At 58.3% G+C, this 18475-nt stretch carries 13 protein-coding genes and 2 pseudogenes; 12 read left to right on the top strand and 3 right to left on the bottom strand.

What is annotated here, in order from left to right:
• The first annotated feature begins 56 nt into the window (after positions 1–56).
• From PSH65_RS00490 to PSH65_RS00445, 10 genes and pseudogenes are all read left to right on the top strand, one after another.
• The gene (locus PSH65_RS00490; protein WP_305424461.1) at positions 57–1994 is read left to right on the top strand and encodes a type VI secretion system Vgr family protein; all 1938 of its coding nucleotides are present in this window, start codon (positions 57–59) and stop codon (positions 1992–1994) included.
• Positions 1995–2012: 18 nt separating this feature from the next.
• On the top strand, positions 2013–2447 hold the full coding sequence (locus tag PSH65_RS00485; RefSeq protein ID WP_305424460.1) for a DcrB-related protein: 435 nt from the start codon (positions 2013–2015) through the stop codon (positions 2445–2447).
• A gap of 12 nt (positions 2448–2459) precedes the next feature.
• Positions 2460–6931, top strand: a pseudogene (locus PSH65_RS00480) (RHS repeat-associated core domain-containing protein).
• Positions 6932–6968: 37 nt separating this feature from the next.
• Positions 6969–7556 (top strand): hypothetical protein, encoded by a 588-nt coding sequence (locus PSH65_RS00475; RefSeq protein ID WP_305424459.1) that lies wholly within the window; start codon positions 6969–6971, stop codon positions 7554–7556.
• A gap of 115 nt (positions 7557–7671) precedes the next feature.
• The gene (locus PSH65_RS00470; protein ID WP_086946469.1) at positions 7672–8271 is read left to right on the top strand and encodes a hypothetical protein; all 600 of its coding nucleotides are present in this window, start codon (positions 7672–7674) and stop codon (positions 8269–8271) included.
• Positions 8272–8312: 41 nt separating this feature from the next.
• Positions 8313–8594 carry a hypothetical protein gene (locus tag PSH65_RS00465; RefSeq protein ID WP_305424458.1) on the top strand — a complete coding sequence of 94 codons (282 nt, stop codon included), beginning with the start codon at positions 8313–8315 and terminating at the stop codon, positions 8592–8594.
• A 96-nt stretch (positions 8595–8690) separates the two neighbouring features.
• Positions 8691–13059: pseudogene (locus PSH65_RS00460) on the top strand (RHS repeat-associated core domain-containing protein).
• Positions 13060–13081: 22 nt separating this feature from the next.
• Positions 13082–13528, top strand: coding sequence for a hypothetical protein (locus PSH65_RS00455; protein WP_305424457.1), 447 nt, complete (start codon positions 13082–13084; stop codon positions 13526–13528).
• 203 nt (positions 13529–13731) lie between these two features.
• Complete coding sequence (locus tag PSH65_RS00450) at positions 13732–14037, top strand: tetratricopeptide repeat protein (RefSeq protein WP_305424456.1); 306 nt, start codon at positions 13732–13734, stop codon at positions 14035–14037.
• A gap of 480 nt (positions 14038–14517) precedes the next feature.
• A complete protein-coding gene (locus tag PSH65_RS00445; RefSeq protein WP_305424455.1) occupies positions 14518–14913 on the top strand; it encodes a DUF6124 family protein in 396 nt (131 codons plus the stop codon).
• A gap of 89 nt (positions 14914–15002) precedes the next feature.
• On the opposite strand, the gene PSH65_RS00440 is transcribed toward PSH65_RS00445, so the two are convergent.
• From PSH65_RS00440 to PSH65_RS00430, 3 genes are all read right to left on the bottom strand, one after another.
• Positions 15003–15278: an HU family DNA-binding protein gene (locus tag PSH65_RS00440; RefSeq protein WP_003213368.1), complete on the bottom strand. Its 276-nt coding sequence runs from the start codon at positions 15276–15278 to the stop codon at positions 15003–15005.
• 192 nt (positions 15279–15470) lie between these two features.
• Positions 15471–16619: an NAD(P)/FAD-dependent oxidoreductase gene (locus tag PSH65_RS00435; RefSeq protein WP_305424454.1), complete on the bottom strand. Its 1149-nt coding sequence runs from the start codon at positions 16617–16619 to the stop codon at positions 15471–15473.
• 19 nt (positions 16620–16638) lie between these two features.
• Positions 16639–16806, bottom strand: coding sequence for a rubredoxin (locus PSH65_RS00430; RefSeq protein WP_007896465.1), 168 nt, complete (start codon positions 16804–16806; stop codon positions 16639–16641).
• 200 nt (positions 16807–17006) lie between these two features.
• Between PSH65_RS00430 and PSH65_RS00425 the strand changes: the two genes are divergently transcribed.
• Positions 17007–17570, top strand: coding sequence for a chorismate lyase (locus PSH65_RS00425; RefSeq protein WP_305424453.1), 564 nt, complete (start codon positions 17007–17009; stop codon positions 17568–17570).
• Complete coding sequence (gene ubiA, locus PSH65_RS00420; protein ID WP_305424452.1) at positions 17570–18460, top strand: 4-hydroxybenzoate octaprenyltransferase; 891 nt, start codon at positions 17570–17572, stop codon at positions 18458–18460. Before PSH65_RS00425 ends, ubiA begins: the two co-directional genes overlap by 1 nt.
• The last annotated feature ends 15 nt before the right edge of the window (positions 18461–18475 follow it).

Raw genomic sequence — 18475 nt, 5'->3', positions numbered from 1 at the left:
ATCCGGTTTCTGCTGGGGAAAGCGGCGCGGCGATTACAACGTTTACGGGATAACTGATGCTATTCAAGCAACTCTCACGCCTGGCAAAAATCACCAGTCCCCTGGGGCCGGATGTGCTGTTGCTCAAGGACATGGGCGGCGGCGAAGAGCTGGGGCGGCTGTTCAACTATGAGCTGCAACTGCACTCGCTGGACAACGCCATCGACCTCAACCAGTTGTTGGGCAAACCCATGTGCCTGAGCCTGCAACTGGATGGCGGTGGCGAGCGCTATTTCCATGGCATCGTTGCCCGTTGCAGCCAGAACGTCGACCAGGGCCAGTTCGCCAGTTACCAGGCCACGCTGCGGCCCTGGCTATGGCTGCTGACCCGCACATCCGATTGCCGGATTTTCCAGAACCTGACCATCCCGCAGATCATCAAACAGGTTTTTCGCGACCTGGGTTTTTCCGATTTCGAAGATGCCCTGAGCCGGCCCTATCGTGAGTGGGAATACTGCGTGCAGTATCGCGAAACCAGCTTCGATTTCGTCAGCCGCCTGATGGAGCAGGAAGGGATCTACTACTTCTTCCGCCATGAACAGGGTCGTCACGTGCTGGTGCTGGCCGATGCCTACGGCGCCCACACCAGCGTGCCCGGCTACGCTTCGGTGCCCTACTACCCCAAAAATGAACAACAGCGCGAACGCGATCACATCCACGATTGGCACCTGGCCCAGGAAGTCCAGCCGGGTTCGCTGGAACTCAACGACTATGACTTCCAGCGCCCCAGCGCGCGAATTGACGTGCGCTCGGCCATGCCTCGTCCGCACACCGCCGGCGACTATCCGCTGTATGACTATCCCGGCACCTATGTGCAAAGCGCAGACGGCGAACATTACGCCCGCACCCGCATCGAAGCCTTGCAGACGTTGCACGAACAGGTCGAGTTCGCCGGCAACGCCCGGGGCCTGGGATCGGGTCATTTGTTCAGCCTCACGGGCTTCACCCGCCAGGACCAGAACCGCGAATACCTGATCGCCAGCGCCCGCTACTACATCTCTCAGGAAAGCGGGGAAACCGGTGGCATCGCCGCTTCGGCGCAGTTCGAAAGCAGCCTGACCTGCATCGACGCACAACAAAGCTACCGCCCCCTGCCCAACACCCACCGGCCTATCGTCAAAGGCCCGCAGACTGCACTGGTGGTCGGCCCCAAGGGCGAGGAAATCTGGACCGACCAGTTCGGCCGGGTGAAGGTGCATTTCTATTGGGACCGTCACGACCAGTCCAACGAAAACAGTTCGTGCTGGATTCGCGTGTCGCAATCCTGGGCCGGAAAAAACTGGGGCTCGATGCAGATCCCGCGGATCGGCCAGGAAGTGATCGTCAGTTTCCTCGAAGGCGACCCGGACCGGCCGATCATCACCGGCCGTGTCTACAACGCGGAACAAACTGTGCCCTACGACTTGCCGGAAAACGCCACCCAGAGCGGCATGAAAAGCCGTTCGAGCAAGGGCGGCACACCGGCGAACTTCAACGAAATCCGCATGGAAGACAAAAAAGGCGCCGAGCAGTTGTACATCCATGCCGAGCGCAATCAGGACATCGTGGTGGAAGTGGATGAAAGCCACTCGGTGGGCCACGACCGCAACAAAAGCATCGGACATAACGAGACGGTGACCATCGGCAACAATCGGCTGCGCATCGTCAAGCAGGAAGACATTCTGTCGGTGGGCCAGCGCAAGACCGACAGCATCAGCCAGAGCTACGTCATCGAAGTGGGTGAGAACCTGCGGCTGGTCTGTGGTGAAAGCATCCTGGAGCTCAATGCCAGCGGCCAGATCAACCTGACCGGCGTGCAAATCAGCTTCTATGCCAGCGGTGATGCCGAGATCAACACCGGCGGCGTGCTGCACCTGAACAATGGCGGCGGCGCTGGCGCCACGCCTGATGGCCAGGGCGTCAAGGCCAGCATCGACGCCAACATCAATGCCGCGTTTCCTAAGCCCAAGGGCTAATCACGAGATCTGTGTTCCATGACTTACCGAATCAATGAATTCCAGTTCCAACTGCCGGCAGGCGAACTGCAAGACGCGTCGATCAACATCCTCAAGTTCCCTGAACTGGGCACTTCGCTGATTGTCAGCCGCAGCTTGCTGGCCGAGGGCGAAACCCTGCAAAGCAACTTCGACGACCAGCTCAAGCGCCTGGAAAAACAAGTGCAAGACTTGCGCTTTCAACCGGGCGTCGCCGTGCGCCTGGGCGCCGGCCAGGAAGTCGAAGGCATCGAGTTGCGCAGCCAGTTCAACAAGGGCAACGACAAAGTCTTCCAATACCAGTTGGCACTGGTGTTGCCCGGCACCCGCAAAATGCTCGCCCTGAGCTACGTGAAGGCGGAAAAACTCGGCGATGCCGAAGCCGCGCATTGGGCGACCATCAAGAGTTCGTTGCTGTTCGACGTTCCGGCCTGATGAGCACCCTGCATGTCTGACGCGCTCTGGGCCGCCCGGCTGGGTGATGCACTCAACCATACCTCGATGATGGCCGACATCCTCGGCGGTGTGCTCGAGGTGGCAGCCAACATCGCGATTACCGCGCTGGCCACCGCCGCCGTGGTGGCAGCCACAGGCATCACGGTCGTCACCGGGGGGTTGGGCTGCTTCGTGCTCGGCTTGGTGGTGGGCACGATCGTGGGCCTCGCCATGAGCAAGACCGGGGCCGACAAGGGCTTGAGTAACCTGTGCGAGAGTTTCAGCAACGCGCTGTTTCCGCCCACGGTGCAGGCGAACATTCTCACCGGCTCCACCAACACCCTCACCAATAACATCCCTGCTGCCAGGGGGCCGCCGGGGCGATCCCGTCCCATGTCGCGCCGGCCGGTACCGAGCTGGAAGCACCCGAGCCGGAAGCCGAGCCCAGTTACCTCGACATGGCCGAAAGCTTCTTCTCCCAGATGTGGCGCCCCACCGTCGCCACCCCCGCGCCCGGCGCCGTGCCCAAGCCGCTGGACCTGCTCGTCTGCATGAAGCATCCGCCGATGCCGCCGCAGTTCATGGCCGAGGGCTCGGACAAGGTCACCATCAACGGCCAGCCCGCCGTGCGCAGCGGCGACCGCAGCACCTGCGATGCCAAGGTCGTATCGTCGGGGCTGATTTCCTCCAACGTGACCATTGGCGGCGGTTCGGTGGTGGTGCGCGAGATCCGCAGCGGCAAGACCCCGGGCGTGGGGCTGGCGGTCACCGCGCTGCTGATGCTCAAGGGCGGCAAGGGGAAGTTCTTCAGCAAATTGCCGTGCATGCTGATCGGCGGCGCGACGTCGATGGCCGTCAGCAGCGCGATGGGCGCCATGGCCAACGCCGCCATGGGCTCGTCGAACCCGGTGCATGCCGCGACCGGGGCCAAGGTGCTGGGGGGTGATGAAGAGCTGGATTTCGTGCTGCCGGGCGTCTTGCCGATCGATTGGCAGCGCTTCTACAACAGCCGTGACGAACGCCGCGACGGGTTGTTCGGGGCGGGTTGGAGTGTGTCCTATGAGGTATGCGTGGAAATCCTGCCTCACCCGGAGGGCGGCGAAACGCTGGTGTATACCGATGAACAGGGCCGGCGCATCGACATGGGCTCGATCCCCCTGGGCGGCGCGGTGTTCAGTGCGGGTGAGGGGCTTAGTGTTCGACGCCACGTTAACGGGCAGTTGTTGATTGAAAGCGATAGCGGACTGTATCGACTGTTCGATGCAACACCTGGGAACTCATCGGCATTGCGTCTTAGCCAGCTGGGTGATCGCAATGACAACCGGGTTCACCTCGACTATGACGACGCCGGACGCCTTGTAAAACTGCGCGACACCTTTGACTTGGTTCAGGTGGAATTGATCTACCTTCAGACACGAGTCAGTCAGGTGGAGCGGGTCTACCCGGACCAGCGCCGTGAAGTGTTGGTGAGTTATGGCTACGATCCGTCAGGCAACCTGACAGAAGTTCGCGATACCGCAGGCCAGGTACAGCGCCGCTTCGTTTACGACAGCGAGCGGCGGATGACTGAGCATCAGTTGCCCACAGGCCTTCGCTGTTTTTATCAGTGGGCTTGCATCGAGGAAAAGGAATGGCGCGTGGTCGGGCACTGGACCGATGAGGGCGACGCTTACCAGTTCGACTATGACCTCGTCGCCGGTGTCACGCGCATCACCGATGGTCTGCAACGCGTCAGCACACGGCGCTGGAACACCCAGCACCAGATCACCGAATACACCGACAACCTCGGCCAGACCTGGCTGTTCGAGTGGAACGACGAACGCCAATTGCTCAACGCCACCGACCCGCAGGGCGGGCGCTACGAATACAGCTACGACGACGCCGGCAACCTGATCGGCGAAACCGACCCGCTGGGCCGCAGCGACTCGACCTTATGGCTCGAGCACTGGGCCTTGCCGCTGGTGGAAACCGATGCCGCCGGCAACAGCTGGCAATATCGCTACGATCAACGCGGCAACTGCATCGCCGAAACCGATCCACTGGGCCATGTCACCCGCTACCGCTACGACGCCCACGGCCAGGTCGTCGAGATCATCGACGCCACCGGCAAAAGCAAAAAGCTGCGCTGGAACCCGTTCGGCCAACTGGTCGAACACATCGATTGCTCGGGTTATCCGACGCGGTATGGCTATGACAATCGTGGCTACCTTCAGGTCATCACCGACCCACTCGGGGAGCGTACAACCTTCACATATGACACAGTGGGCCGGTTGCTCAGCCGCCAACTTCCCGATGGTCGCTTTGAACATTATCAACGTAACGCCAGTGGTCAATTGACGGAACATACCGACCCATCAGGTCATACCACTCATTACCAATACAACCTTCGGGGTCGAATTCGTCAACGTACGGATGCCCATGGCCGGCAGGTGCAATTCAGTTATGACAGTTACGGGCGGCTACAAGCTCTGACTAATGAAAACGGCGAAAATTATCGGTTTACCTGGGATGCCAGCGACCGTCTGACTGAACAACAGGATCTCGATGGAAGCGCCCATCGCTATGATTACGACGTTCTGAACAGCATTACCCGCGTAGTCTCGTTGCCTACGCAATATGGTGACGGGCTTGCTGTTGTCTCGGAAACGCCCGAAAAGCCTATCGTCCACCGCCTGGAGCGAGATGCGGTTGGGCGTCTGGTTGCCAAGATAACTGACGATGGCCGCACTGATTACACTTACGATCCGTTGGATCAACTGATCGCGATCACTTTCAGAGACACCCAGGGCCGCGAACAAAAACTCGGTTTTGTATATGACGCTCTGGGCCAGCCACTCGAAGAACAAAGTTTGGGCGGCAGTTTAAAACATCGCTACGATGAACTCGGTAATCTGATCCAGACCCAACTGCCCGACGGCCGCTGGATCAATCGGCTGTATTACGGCAGTGGTCATCTGCACCAGATCAACCTCGACGGCCAGGTCATCAGTGACTTCGAACGTGATCGCCTGCACCGTGAGGTATTTCGCACACAGGGCCAAATCAATACCAGAACTGAATATGATCGCGGCGGGCGCCTGCGTTCATACGTGCGGCGCCCGAATAGCCAGCCGCGACAATTACCTGGAGCGACACAAACACACTTCGACTATGACCCCAGCGACAACCTGATTGCGCGCCTCGGACAAAAAGCAGGCACTGCGCATCGACAGTTTTTGCATTACGACGCTACCGACCGAATCATCGCCAGCCAAGACAACATTCAAGGGCAGCATGAAATCTATGCCTATGATGCGGCGGCCAATTTATTGGACGGCCCGCAACCGGGGGCAGGTCTGGTAGTACATAACAAATTGTTGACCTATCAGGACAAACGCTACCGCTACGATAGTTTCGGTCGACTGATCGAAAAACGTAGTGGCAGCCGAGGGGTTCAGCGCTTCAGGTACGACGCCGAAAGCCGTGTGATCGAAGTTCGAAATCAGAGTGCGGCGGGTGAAACTATCGTCAAGATGGCGTATGACCCCTTGGGTCGGCGCATTGAAAAAACCGTACAAGACAAGAATGGTTATCCGCTTGGCACCACTCGTTTTGTGTGGGACGGCTTGCAACTGTTTCAGGAGCACCGAAACAACCAGACTAGCCTGTACCTTTATGAAGACGGCAGCTACGAGGCGCTGGCGCGCGTTGACGGAATGGGCCCGCTGCAAAAAATCCGTTACTACCACAATGACCCCAATGGGTTGCCGCAGGAGCTCACGGAACACGATGGGCACTGCATCTGGCAGGCCAATTATCGAGTCTGGGGTAATACCGCCAAGGAGACTCGTGAGCCGTACTATATAGAAGAGCAGAACCTGCGGTTTCAGGGGCAGTACCTGGACCGGGAAACCGGACTGCACTACAACACGTTCAGGTTTTACGACCCTGACATTGGTCGGTTCATTACGCCTGATCCAATAGGGCTCGCCGGCGGTCTGAACCTCTATCAGTATGGCCCCAACCCGATGGGTTGGAGTGATGCATGGGGGCTGGCGGGCAGTCCAACTACGGCAACCCATATCACCTATCTGGGCGTCGACAAAGCAACCGGTAAAGCCTATGTCGGCTATGCCAGCATGCAAGGTAAACAGGTGGGTTCAGACGTGCTGAACTATCGCTATGGATCGAGTTTTGATCGCTTTGGTGGTCAAGCTCCTCAGGTCCTGCATACAGCATACGGCCAGGACGGAAAGGACGTTACCCGTGGGCTGGAGCAACGCGTTTATGAAGGGTTAGGCGGAAAAGACGGCACCGCCAACGCGCAGAATCCGGTGGGCCAAGGTAATGCGCGAAGAAAAGAATATCTTGCTGCTGCTGATAAACATCTGGCCAAAACACCGGCAGGCAAAGCCTTGGATAAACGTATAAAAGCCGCCAACAAAGCCAGAGTCAAAGCCGCCGCTAAAGGGGTCAGCAAAGGCAGAGGAGGCCGTTGCTCATGAGTGATTCGTTAATGATTATTAAGATGGAGTGAGCCCCATGGCCAAACGCATAACCTGGAAGGAAGGCGATTTAGTCAGCCTCAAACTGCGAGACGATTTATATACCGTAGGCCAGATGATCAAAAATTCCGTCATGCGTTTTTACGACGTGAGAAGCGTGAATGGAATCTGGAGCGATCTCGTGCTGGCCGACAGTAAAATTCTGTTTAGCGGTTTTGTAGGGAAGGTCGTTACCCAACGACTTGCCGTCGAAAAGCTACAACCTACGACTCCACTGGTCCTGTCAGACCACGAACGTTACTGGTTAAGACCGCACGTTAACTTTGAAGGTGGATTCCCCTTCCGCGGTGCCGACCTGATCGATACCGGCAAAGACTGCGCTATCGATTACAGCTTGGCACCCGTGCGTCAAAAAGATCTGAAGCTTTCAAAAAATCGCGATGCTATTGAACAGTATGAGCTTACCAACATGTGGGGGGACGACGACTTGAGCGACAGATTGTGCCGCTATTTCGATACTGGACTTAACCGTGACGATTTGAAATTTGAAGTATTTCCGGGGCTGTGGACGGATCGTGAGAGTCTGCGGCCTTTAACCCGACGTTTACCTGTACCACTAAGATAAAAAGCAGCGTTTAATGCACAGCGGTTGGTAATAGCTATAAAGGCGCTTGATTCACTGCATTAAACGCTTGGCAAGCCTAAATGCGTCACTTGAGTTTTTATTCGGAATAACGAACATGAGCGCGTTAGAAAAGGCACTAATAGAGCTGCGCCGTATCCACAAGAAGTTTCAGTCAGAGGGCAGCTTCGAAAAGAATGGCCAAGTCAACGCCACATGGCCGCAAACGCTTGAACGCTCTGTCGAAACTGACTTTTTCTATGACAACTACGAGCCTGTGGGTGTTGAGATAGAGACAGGTTTGACTCCGATACGTTTTTTTGATCTGAACACCCTTGAAGATGACCAAGTGGGCTACAAGTGGGATGGCAATTCAAACAAGTCGCAGCTCAACCCACGCTGGCCAGCCAGTTTTGTAGTATTCATGGATGATATCGGAGGTGGTAAACCTGTCATCGCTGTTACCGACATTGAGGGTACACCTGTATTTGCCAGCTATGACGTGGCTTTGCCTTTCAAAATTGCCGACTCATTGGCTGATTTCTTTTTCGCTCTTGCAAAATTGATTGAGGTTGTCCACGGAAAATTCGAAATATTTGAGATCTATAACGACGATGACGAGCTTTCCAGCAAGTTCGTGAAATTACTCACAAAGGAAGTCAGCCCCCTACTGGGGAAAGAAAATTTCGAACGGTTTTTTGATTACTTTTATGGTTGATCTTCAGGTCATGATTCTGACCCGGCCAATGAGCGCAGAAGATGGAACAACTGGAAGACGAATACCCCGGCGATTCCGATTGGAATGTGTTTGTGCGGTTATACGAAGAGGACTATCTCGACGACAACGCCCGCACACTGGCCAAAGTAATGGATGGTTACCTCGATATGGCGGTCGTCCTCAACGGTAAAAGAGGGCTTGAGGAAGGGTTGTGGTGGATCGAACAGAAAGTGCCCGCCCTCGGTAACAAACGGCCGGCCGATTGCCTCAAGAATCCGAAGCTGATCAAACGCCTGAGGACTGCGCTAATGCGCATGCCGTAACCAACAAGGAGAAAGGTGCAATGGAAGGCATCGAATTGCGCAACCCGCACAACGATTACGCAGCCGTCAGACACTTACGTCGGATTAACATCCCGCATGTCTGACGCACTCTGGGCCGCCCGCCTGGGCGATGCACTCGACCACACCTCGATGATGGCCGACATTCTTGGCGGCGTGCTGGAGGTGGCAGCGAACATCGCGATCACCGCGGTGGCGACGGCGGCCGTGGTGGCAGCCACGGGCATCACGGTCGTCACCGGGGGGTTGGGCTGCTTCGTGCTCGGCTTGGTGGTGGGCACGATTGTCGGCCTCGCCATGAGCAAGACCGGGGCCGACAAGGGCTTGAGTAACCTGTGCGAGAGTTTCAGCAACGCGCTGTTTCCGCCCACGGTGCAGGCGAACATTCTCACCGGCTCCACCAACACCCTCACCAATAACATCCCTGCTGCCAGGGCCGCCGGGGCAATCCCGTCCCATGTCGCGCCGGCCGGTACCGAGCTGGAAGCACCCGAGCCGGAAGCCGAGCCCAGTTACCTCGACATGGCCGAAAGCTTCTTCTCCCAGATGTGGCGCCCCACCGTTGCCACCCCGGCGCCCGGCGCGGTGCCCAAGCCACTGGACCTGCTCGTCTGCATGAAGCATCCGCCGATGCCGCCGCAGTTCATGGCCGAGGGCTCGGACAAGGTCACCATCAACGGCCAGCCCGCCGTGCGCAGCGGCGACCGCAGCACCTGCGATGCCAAGGTCGTATCGTCGGGGCTGATTTCCTCCAACGTGACCATTGGCGGCGGTTCGGTGGTGGTGTGCGCGAGATCCGCAGCGGCAAGACCCCCGTGGCCTGGTCACCGCGTTGCTGATGCTCAAGGGTGGCAAGGGCAAGTTCTTCAGCAAATTGCCGTGCATGCTGATCGGCGGCGCGACGTCGATGGCCGTCAGCAGCGCGATGGGGGCCATGGCCAACGCCGCCATGGGCTCATCGAACCCGGTGCATGCCGCCACCGGGGCCAAGGTGCTGGGGGGTGATGAAGAGCTGGATTTCGTGCTGCCGGGCGTCTTGCCGATCGATTGGCAGCGCTTCTACAACAGCCGCGACGAGCGACGCGACGGGTTGTTCGGGGCGGGTTGGAGTGTGTCCTATGAGGTATGCGTGGAAATCCTGCCTCACCCGGAGGGCGGCGAAACGCTGGTCTACACCGATGAACAGGGCCGGCGCATCGATATGGGCTCGATTCCTCTGGGTGGCGCGGTGTTCAGTGCCGGTGAAGGGCTCAGTGTTCGGCGGCACCACAATGGGCAGTTGCTGATTGAAAGCGATGACGGGCTGTATCGGCTGTTCGACGTCACACCCGGTAATCCGTCCTTGTTGCGCCTTAATCAGCTCGGTGATCGAAACGACAACCGCATCCACCTCGACTATGACGAAACCGGACAGTTGGCGCGCCTGCGGGACACCTTCGATCTGATACAGATCGAACTGATTCGGGAACGCGACCGCGTGGCTCGGGTGGAACGCGTGTATCCCGACCAGCATCGCGAAGTGCTCGTCAGCTATGGCTACGACGCAGCCGGCAACCTGGCCGAAGTGCGCGACACCACCGGCCAGGTGCAACGGCGCTTCAGATACGACGCCGGACGGCGGATGGTCGAGCATCAGTTGCCCACGGGGCTGCGGTGCTTTTATGAATGGGCGTTGGTTGAAGACCTTGAATGGCGCGTGGTCGGGCACTGGACCGACGAGGGCGACACTTACCAGTTCGACTATGACCTGAAGGCCGGTGTCACGCGCATCACCGATGGTTTGCAGCGCATCAGCACACGACGCTGGAACACCCAGCACCAGATCACCGAATACACCGACAACCTCGGCCAGACCTGGCAGTTCGAATGGAACGACGAGCGCCAATTGCTCAACGCGACCGACCCGCAGGGCGGGCGCTACGAATACAGCTACGACGACGCTGGCAACCTGATCGGCGAAACCGACCCGCTGGGCCGCAGCGACTCGACCTTATGGCTCGAGCACTGGGCCTTGCCGCTGGTGGAAACCGATGCTGCAGGCAACAGCTGGCAATATCGCTACGATCAGCGCGGTAATTGCATCGCCGAGACTGATCCGCTGGGCCACATCACCCGCTACCGCTACGACACCCAAGGCCAGGTCGTCGAGATCATCGACGCCACCGGCAAAAGCAAAAAACTGCGCTGGAACCCGTTCGGCCAATTGATCGAACACATCGATTGCTCGGGTTACCCGACGCGGTTCAGCTACGACAACCGAGGCTATCTGCAAACCATCACCGATGCCCTCGGCGAACGCACCCAATTCAGCTACGACGCCCAGGGCCGGTTGCTCAGCAGCCAATTGCCGGACGGGCGCACCGAGCAGTATCAGCGCGACGTCAGCGGCCAGTTGATCGGCTACACCGACCCGGCCGGGCACACCACGCTCTACCAACACAACCGCCGCGGCCAGGTGCGTCAGCGCACCGACGCCCACGGCCGACAGGTGCAGTTTGGGTATGACCGCTACGGGCGACTGCAAGCGCTGACCAATGAGAACGGCGAGAGTTATCGGTTTGCCTGGGACGCTGGAGATCGGCTGACAGAACAACAGGATCTGGATGGCAGCGCCAAGCGCTACACCTATGACCTGCTGGATAACGTCGCGGCGGTGACAGCTGTTCCGGCGCCTTATGGCAACGGCCTGGCCGTCGTTCCCGAGTCGCCCCCCGCTCCCATCGTTCACCGACTGGAACGCGACGCCGTCGGCCGGCTGATCGCCAAAATCACCGACGATGGCCGCACCGACTACACCTACGACCCGCTGGACCAGCTCACCGCCATCACCTTCACCGACCACCAGGGCAACGCACAAGCCCTGAGCTTCGCCTACGACGCCCTCGGCCAGTTGCTCGCCGAACACAGCGCCGCCGGCAGCCTGCAACACCACTACGACGAACTCGGCAACCTGATCCAGACCCAACTGCCCGACGACCGCTGGATCAACCGCCTGTACTACGGCAGCGGCCACCTGCACCAGATCAACCTCGACGGCCAGGTCATCAGCGACTTCGAACGCGATCGCCTGCACCGCGAAGTGCTGCGCACCCAAGGCCAACTCAGCACCCGCAGCGAATACGACCGCAGCGGCCGCTTGCGCGCACGCCAACGCCGACACACCAGCCAGCCATCGCTGATGGCGGCCGCCGTGCAGAAGCATTTCGAGTACGACCCCGCCGACAACCTGATCGGCAAACTCGACCAGCAACCCGCCACGCAACACCGCCAACTGCTGCACTACGACGCCACCGGCCGCATCATCGCCAGCCAGGACAGCCTGCACGGCCAGCGTGAAACCTTCGCCTACGACGCCGCCGCCAACCTGCTGGACGGCCCACAACCCGGCGCCGGGCTGGTGGTGCACAACAAACTGCTGACCTATCAGGACAAGCGTTATCGATATGACGCGTTTGGCCGGATGATCGAAAAACGCAGTGCTAAACGGGGCCTGCAACGCTTCGGTTACGATGCCGAAAGCCGGTTGATTGAAGTGCGTAACGAAAACGGCAGCGTGGTCAGGATGACCTACGATCCGCTGGGCCGGCGCATCGCCAAGACCGAACACGACAGCAAGGGTTATCCACTGGGAGAAACCCGCTTCACTTGGGACGGCTTGCGTCTGTTGCAGGAACATCGCCATCAGCAGACCAGCCTTTACCTCTACGAAGACGAAGGTTACGAACCCCTGGCCCGCGTCGACGGCACCGGCCCGCTGCAAAAAATCCGCTACTACCACAACGATCTCAATGGCCTGCCGGAACAACTCACCGAGGCGGACGGCCACAACGTCTGGCATGCAACTTATCGGGTGTGGGGCAACACATTAGAAGAGGTGCGCGAGCCGTATTACATTGAAGAACAGAACCTGAGGTTTCAGGGGCAGTACCTGGACCGGGAGACGGGGCTGCATTTCAATACGTTCAGGTTTTATGATCCGGATGTGGGGCGGTTTACGACGCCGGATCCGATTGGGTTGGAAGGGGATCTCAATCTATACCAATTTGCGCCGAATCCGATTGCCTGGGTGGATCCATGGGGATGGAAATGTTGGGGTACTGCAAGGAAAGGCCACTGGAAAAAAGCGGCAAGTAAAGCACCGCCAGGCAAGTATTCCGCAAAAAACCTGGCGCGGATGGCGGCCGGTAAAGCACCGAGAATGAGGGTCGAGGTCCGCTACCGCAACAGTGCAAGGAACCGACAGCTCGGGCGTGTCGGCAAGACAGCTCGAATAGATGTGTCGATGGAACTGAACCACCAGTACATTCCTCAACGCGCCGGATCGAAAGTCGCTCACGAGGATTGGAACCTGACTAAAGCAACACCTTGGGGGCATGAGTCAATGGACAAGTACCGCCATACAGGATGGGACTTGGTAAAAGTTATAAAAACCACTGGACAATGGTAAAGCAAGCTTTACAGGAGAAAACATGAGCGGGTTGACCGATTTTCACATTTTCTGGGGCGCTGCGATGGAGATCGCAGAAAAGCAATCCGCGTCGATGGAAGCCGAAGGTGCAGAAGATTTTGCAAGGGGTCTTTACAACGAATACGTCGAGCAAGGCGCCCCAAAAAATAAAAAGAAATGGCTAACAGAACGTCTAGAAAATGAGTTCCTGTGTTTGAATGAAAAACCTGTATGGGTGGGCGAACCAGCCTGGTTATATCATCAGGGCCTACCCATGGTCTTCTTACATCAATTTTTAGTCTCACCCTCAGCACAGCATATAAAAGAAAAAATTTCACTTGGCGACACCATATACGTGTTTGGCTCAAAACATATTCTTAAAAGATCGTCAGAGGATAGCTGGACGGTCATTTATCGAACGGCCGTCCAAACCTTTGAAGGAGAGACTGCAGTGGAAACCTTAGAGTAGGCTGTTAGAAATCTGACGCCATTTACAGCGATCAAGTATCAAGCAGGACGTCTACCATAAATGCAGAACTATCATATGAAAGACTTAGCCAATGAAAATCCCAAACTGGCAGACGAGTTAATGGCCATCATGGCGTCGGGCAATGAGCTCGATGAGCAAAACAAAAAGATGAAGCCCAAGCCTTGTACCAAAGAGCATGGGACTTGCTTCCTGAGCCAAAACTTGAATGGACACCTTTGTCGTCATGGGTCACAGGTTCTTTTTTCAACCTGCACTTCGACAACGGTGACTTCGAGACCGCTAAAGATTGGGCGCAAAAGACCCTGGATGGCCGAGAGTCAGATATCGATACAGGGCCGCTGATCAACCTGGGAATGGTCTACTTTGAATTGGAAGATTATTCACAGGCCTATAAATACTTTGACGATGCTTATAGCTTCGGTAAGGCACGAGCCTTTCAAGAAAGGCCAAAAAAATATTTGAAGTTCTATTTAGAGAAAAAATCCTGACCACGACCGAGGCCTCTAGGAATCCATCGCTTCTTTACCTACGACGCCCTCGGTCAGTTGCTGCCGAACACAGTGCGGCCCCCAATCCTGATCAAAAATGGTTTTCCAGTCGGTCCCACGCCAATGCCTGACAGTGCTTGTTTAAAAGCCTTGTAGGTAACGTCGTGAAAGCTACAACACCTTGCGTCGTTGCCTACGGCTACGCCAGAATCCGCCGGCTTGTACGCTTTGGGGCCGGTCGGTAACTTGATTCGTGTCACTGATCGTCAGTGGTCGGGTTTAGTCGCCCGCTGGTAATTGAAGTTGTACAAGCGTCCGTCAGACAGGTATTTCCTACCTGCATTTGATGGTAGCTGTGCGTAGGGCACCTTTGGGTGCGCCGGCTTCTTCAATTCCCCGGTCCGACTAACCTGCGTACAGCTGCCTCCCCTTCGTTTAGTCGGCGAAGTGGTGTCAGCATCACTCAAGGAATTGAAGATCATGTTCAAAGTTACACCTAACCCACCGGACACCGATCCGGTCTCCCCATACGAAAGCCCCGATTCAAAAAAACTCAACGACGCCGCCGAACGCGCCCTCGACCACCACTTCCCGCCAGCCGAACCAAAGCCACCGAAACGCAAAGGCCAGCTCTTCAGCGTCTGCCCGGGCATCAACACTGAAGCCCTCCTCGCCAATGCCTCGGAAGATATCTTGTCCATCAGCGCCATCGCCGCCGACCTCGCCGACGACGTGGACGGTTCACGCCGCTCCGTAGCCCTGGCGCTCAGCCGCATGGCCGACGGGGTGCATTTGTTGGTAGAGCGCGCGCTGGATCACCTGAATGAGCCGGAAATAGCAGCGATTCTCGCCAGGAAACAAAGCCGCGTCAGCTAATCCGCCACCCACAAAAAAATGGGCACCCAACCTCGTTGGCGTGCCCATTTTTTATCCCGCTCACCCGCTATGCGGGAAGTCGGTGCGTGTTACGGATTAACGCTGTCCTTCAACGACTTGCCCGGCTTGAACGCAACAGTGTTGCTGGCCTTGATCTTCACCGGCTCACCGGTTTGCGGGTTTTTGCCGGTACGGGCACCGCGATGGCGTTGCAGGAAGGTGCCGAAGCCCACCAGCGTCACGCTGTCTTTGCGGTGCAGGGCGCCGGTGATTTCTTCGAGAACGGCGTTGAGAACGCGGTTGGCCTGTTCTTTGGTGAGGTCTGCTTTTTCCGCGATTGCAGCGGCGAGTTCTGGTTTGCGCATTAGTGAAGCCCCTTTGACGGTTTTTTGTTGTTATGTCCGTGCTGTTCTCGTTGGAACAGCGCCTAAGGCGCCGCAGGTGCTCTACTCTGCGGCAGACGGGAGTGAGGATGGCACGCGCTTAAGAGCCGCGCCAGTCTCCCCGCGACCTTTGTGGGGACAAAAAGGGGGTGATTCCGACAGAACGACCGGTATTTACGCCAACAGGGGCGGAAGCTCTTTGTTCAGGGCGAGTTTTTCCATCACCGCCGCGCCTGTCAGGGCATAGCCCAGCAATTTGCCGGCGCTGTCGCGGCACAGCACCTTGATGTCCGCGCCCTGCCCTTCCACCGTCCAGACGCCCTCCGCGCCCCGTGGTGGCGGGGAAACCACCAATGGACAGACCGGGGTTTTCACGGTGATCGGCATCGGGCCATAACTCACAGCGGTGGGGTTTCCGGCGAGGGTCTGAGCCAGCGCTCTCGCACAGCTCATGAGGGGCATGACGTACAACAAATTCAGCCCATCGACCTCGGCGCAGTCGCCCAAGGCGTAGATGTTGGCATGAGAAGTTTTGAGGTGACGGTCGACCACTACGCCGCGATTGACCTGCACCCCGGCAGCAGCCGCCAGGTCGATGCGCGGACGCAGACCGATGGCCGATACCACTACATCGCAAGGGATGACCTGGCCGTCGGACAGATGTGCTTCCAGGCCGTCAGCCACTCGCTGCAGGCGATTGAGCACCGGCCCGAGGTGGAAGCGCGCGCCCAGGCTTTCCAGGCCGGCCTGGACCGCAGCGGCCGCCGCCGGGTGCAGCAAGGTCGGCATGACTTGTTCACACGGTGCAACCAGTTGCACCTCGTAACCACCGAGAATCAGGTCGTTTGCGAATTCGCAGCCGATCAATCCGGCGCCCAGCAGCAACACCCGATGCTTGCCGGCCGCCGCCGCGCGAAAGCGGGCGTAGTCTTCAAGGTCGTTGATCGGGAAAACGGCATCGGCCGCGTCGCCTTCGATCGGCGCCCGCACGGTTTCCGCGCCCCAGGCCAGGATCAGGTCGCGGTAGATCACCGCCTCTTCGCCGATCCACAGGCGTTTGTGGCCAGGATCGATGCCACTGATGCGCGTGTGGGTACGCACTTCGGCCTTCAATTGCTCGGCCATGGCACCCGGTTCGGCCATGCTCAGGCCATCGGCGTCTTTATTCTTGCCGAAGCCGGTGGAGAGCATCGGTTTGGAGTAGGAGCGTCCGTCATCTGCGGTAATCAACAGCAGCGGGGTTTCGCCATCGAGTTTGCGAAACTCCCGGGCCAGGTTGTAGCCAGCCAGCCCAGTGCCGACGATCACGACAGGTGCGTTCATTCCTTGCTCCTTGCTTGTCTTAGTTGATTTCAATCATTTCGAAATCCATTTTGCCCACGCCACAGTCCGGGCACAGCCAGTCTTCCGGCACATCCTGCCATGGTGTGCCCGCCGCAATACCGTCGTCCGGCCAGCCCTCGGCTTCGTTATAGATCAGGCCGCAGACCACACATTGCCACTTTTTCATTCAGGTACTTCCTCAGGATTCAGGCTTTTGCCGGCGCGAACGGTCGATGGGTGAAGCGCTGCCGTCCGGCTCAGGGCGTTTTGTACTGATCGGGCCCGACAGATGCAAGCCTGTTCGGCGCAACGGCAGGCCGGATCAATCAAACTCGCCGCCTGACATGGTAAGCTCGCCGCCTCATTTGCTGCCAATAATGACTCACTGTGCCGCACTCAAAAGCCCCCTCCCCGACGCTGCTCTGGCTCCCACAAAGCCAACTGACGCCCCTCCCCGACACGTCTACGCTCAATTGGTTGTTCGATGAAGGGTCGCTGACCCGACGCCTGACCCGTTTGTCGAATGACGGTTTCAGCGTCACGCCGCTGTTCGAAGGCTGGCAATCGCTGCGCGCCGACGAATGTGCCGCGCTGGAACTGACCGAAGGCAGCGAAGGCTGGGTGCGCGAAGTGTATCTGCGCGGCCACGGTGAAGCCTGGGTGTTTGCCCGCAGCGTGGCGGCGCGTAGCGCGTTGCAGGGCGATGGGTTGCACATGGATGAGCTGGGCAGTCGCTCTCTGGGCGAGTTGCTGTTTTGCGACCAGGCCTTTCAGCGTCGGGCCATCGAGGTTTGTCATTATCCTCAAGCATGGTTGCCGGTGGAGGCTCAGGCGCCTGAACTGTGGGGCCGGCGTTCGCGTTTCGACCGCGGCGCCTTGAGCGTACTGGTGGCCGAGATTTTCCTGCCGACCTTGTGGAGCGCCGCCCGCGCCCATCCGGAGAATTGCTGATGTACCAGAGCCTGCTCAAGTCCCTGAACCGTTTGAATCCACGGTCCTGGGATTTCATTCAGCTGACCCGCATGGACAAGCCGATCGGCATTTACCTGCTGCTGTGGCCGACGTTGTGGGCACTGTGGATTGCCGGTGAGGGTTCGCCGTCACTGGCCAATGTCGTGATCTTCGTGCTCGGCGTGGTGCTGACCCGCGCCGGTGGTTGCGTGATCAACGATTGGGCGGACCGCAAGGTCGATGGCCACGTCAAACGCACCGAGCAGCGGCCGCTGGTGAGCGGTAAGATCAGCTCGAAAGAAGCCCTGGTGTTCTTCGCGGTGCTGATGGGCGTGAGCTTTTTGCTGGTGCTGTGCACCAACGCGGCAACTGTCTGGCTGTCGCTGGGCGGCTTGGCCCTGGCGTCCAGTTATCCATTCATGAAGCGCTACACCTATTACCCGCAAGTGGTGCTGGGCGCGGCGTTCTCCTGGGGCATGCCCATGGCGTTCACCGCCGAGACCGGTGAACTGCCGGCGACGGCCTGGTTACTGTGGATCGCCAACCTGCTGTGGACCGTAGGCTACGACACCTATTACGCCATGACCGACCGCGATGACGACCTGAAGATCGGGGTGAAATCCACGGCGATTCTGTTTGGCGACGCCGACAGGGTGATCATTCTGACCCTGCAGGGCTTGGCGTTGGGGTGCTTGCTGCTGGCGGGTTCGAAATTCCAGCTCGGCGGCTGGTTCCACCTCGGGCTGCTGGCGGCGGCGGGTTGTTTTGCGTGGGAGTTCTGGTACACCCGCAGCAAGGACCGGATGCGCTGCTTCCAGGCGTTTTTGCACAATCACTGGGCGGGGTTGGCGATTTTCGTCGGGATTGTGCTGGATTACGCGTCGCGCTGACTGCGATTGATCTGT

This window comes from Pseudomonas sp. FP603 (assembly GCF_030687415.1).
Classification (GTDB): Bacteria; Pseudomonadota; Gammaproteobacteria; order Pseudomonadales; family Pseudomonadaceae; genus Aquipseudomonas; species Aquipseudomonas wuhanensis.
Note: the sequence above shows the minus strand (reverse complement) of the source record. Positions and strands in the feature narration are given on the sequence as shown.

What these genes read in the sequence shown, in the direction of transcription:
- PSH65_RS00470 (WP_086946469.1), top strand. Translation starts at nt 7,672, where the DNA reads ATGAGCGCGTTAGAAAAGGCACTAATAGAGCTGCGCCGTATCCACAAG.
- PSH65_RS00475 (WP_305424459.1), top strand. Translation starts at nt 6,969, where the DNA reads ATGGCCAAACGCATAACCTGGAAGGAAGGCGATTTAGTCAGCCTCAAA.
- PSH65_RS00455 (WP_305424457.1), top strand. Translation starts at nt 13,082, where the DNA reads ATGAGCGGGTTGACCGATTTTCACATTTTCTGGGGCGCTGCGATGGAG.
- PSH65_RS00465 (WP_305424458.1), top strand. Translation starts at nt 8,313, where the DNA reads ATGGAACAACTGGAAGACGAATACCCCGGCGATTCCGATTGGAATGTG.
- ubiA (WP_305424452.1), top strand. Translation starts at nt 17,570, where the DNA reads ATGTACCAGAGCCTGCTCAAGTCCCTGAACCGTTTGAATCCACGGTCC.
- PSH65_RS00490 (WP_305424461.1), top strand. Translation starts at nt 57, where the DNA reads ATGCTATTCAAGCAACTCTCACGCCTGGCAAAAATCACCAGTCCCCTG.
- PSH65_RS00430 (WP_007896465.1), bottom strand. Translation starts at nt 16,806, where the DNA reads ATGAAAAAGTGGCAATGTGTGGTCTGCGGCCTGATCTATAACGAAGCC.
- PSH65_RS00440 (WP_003213368.1), bottom strand. Translation starts at nt 15,278, where the DNA reads ATGCGCAAACCAGAACTCGCCGCTGCAATCGCGGAAAAAGCAGACCTC.
- PSH65_RS00445 (WP_305424455.1), top strand. Translation starts at nt 14,518, where the DNA reads ATGTTCAAAGTTACACCTAACCCACCGGACACCGATCCGGTCTCCCCA.
- PSH65_RS00435 (WP_305424454.1), bottom strand. Translation starts at nt 16,619, where the DNA reads ATGAACGCACCTGTCGTGATCGTCGGCACTGGGCTGGCTGGCTACAAC.
- PSH65_RS00485 (WP_305424460.1), top strand. Translation starts at nt 2,013, where the DNA reads ATGACTTACCGAATCAATGAATTCCAGTTCCAACTGCCGGCAGGCGAA.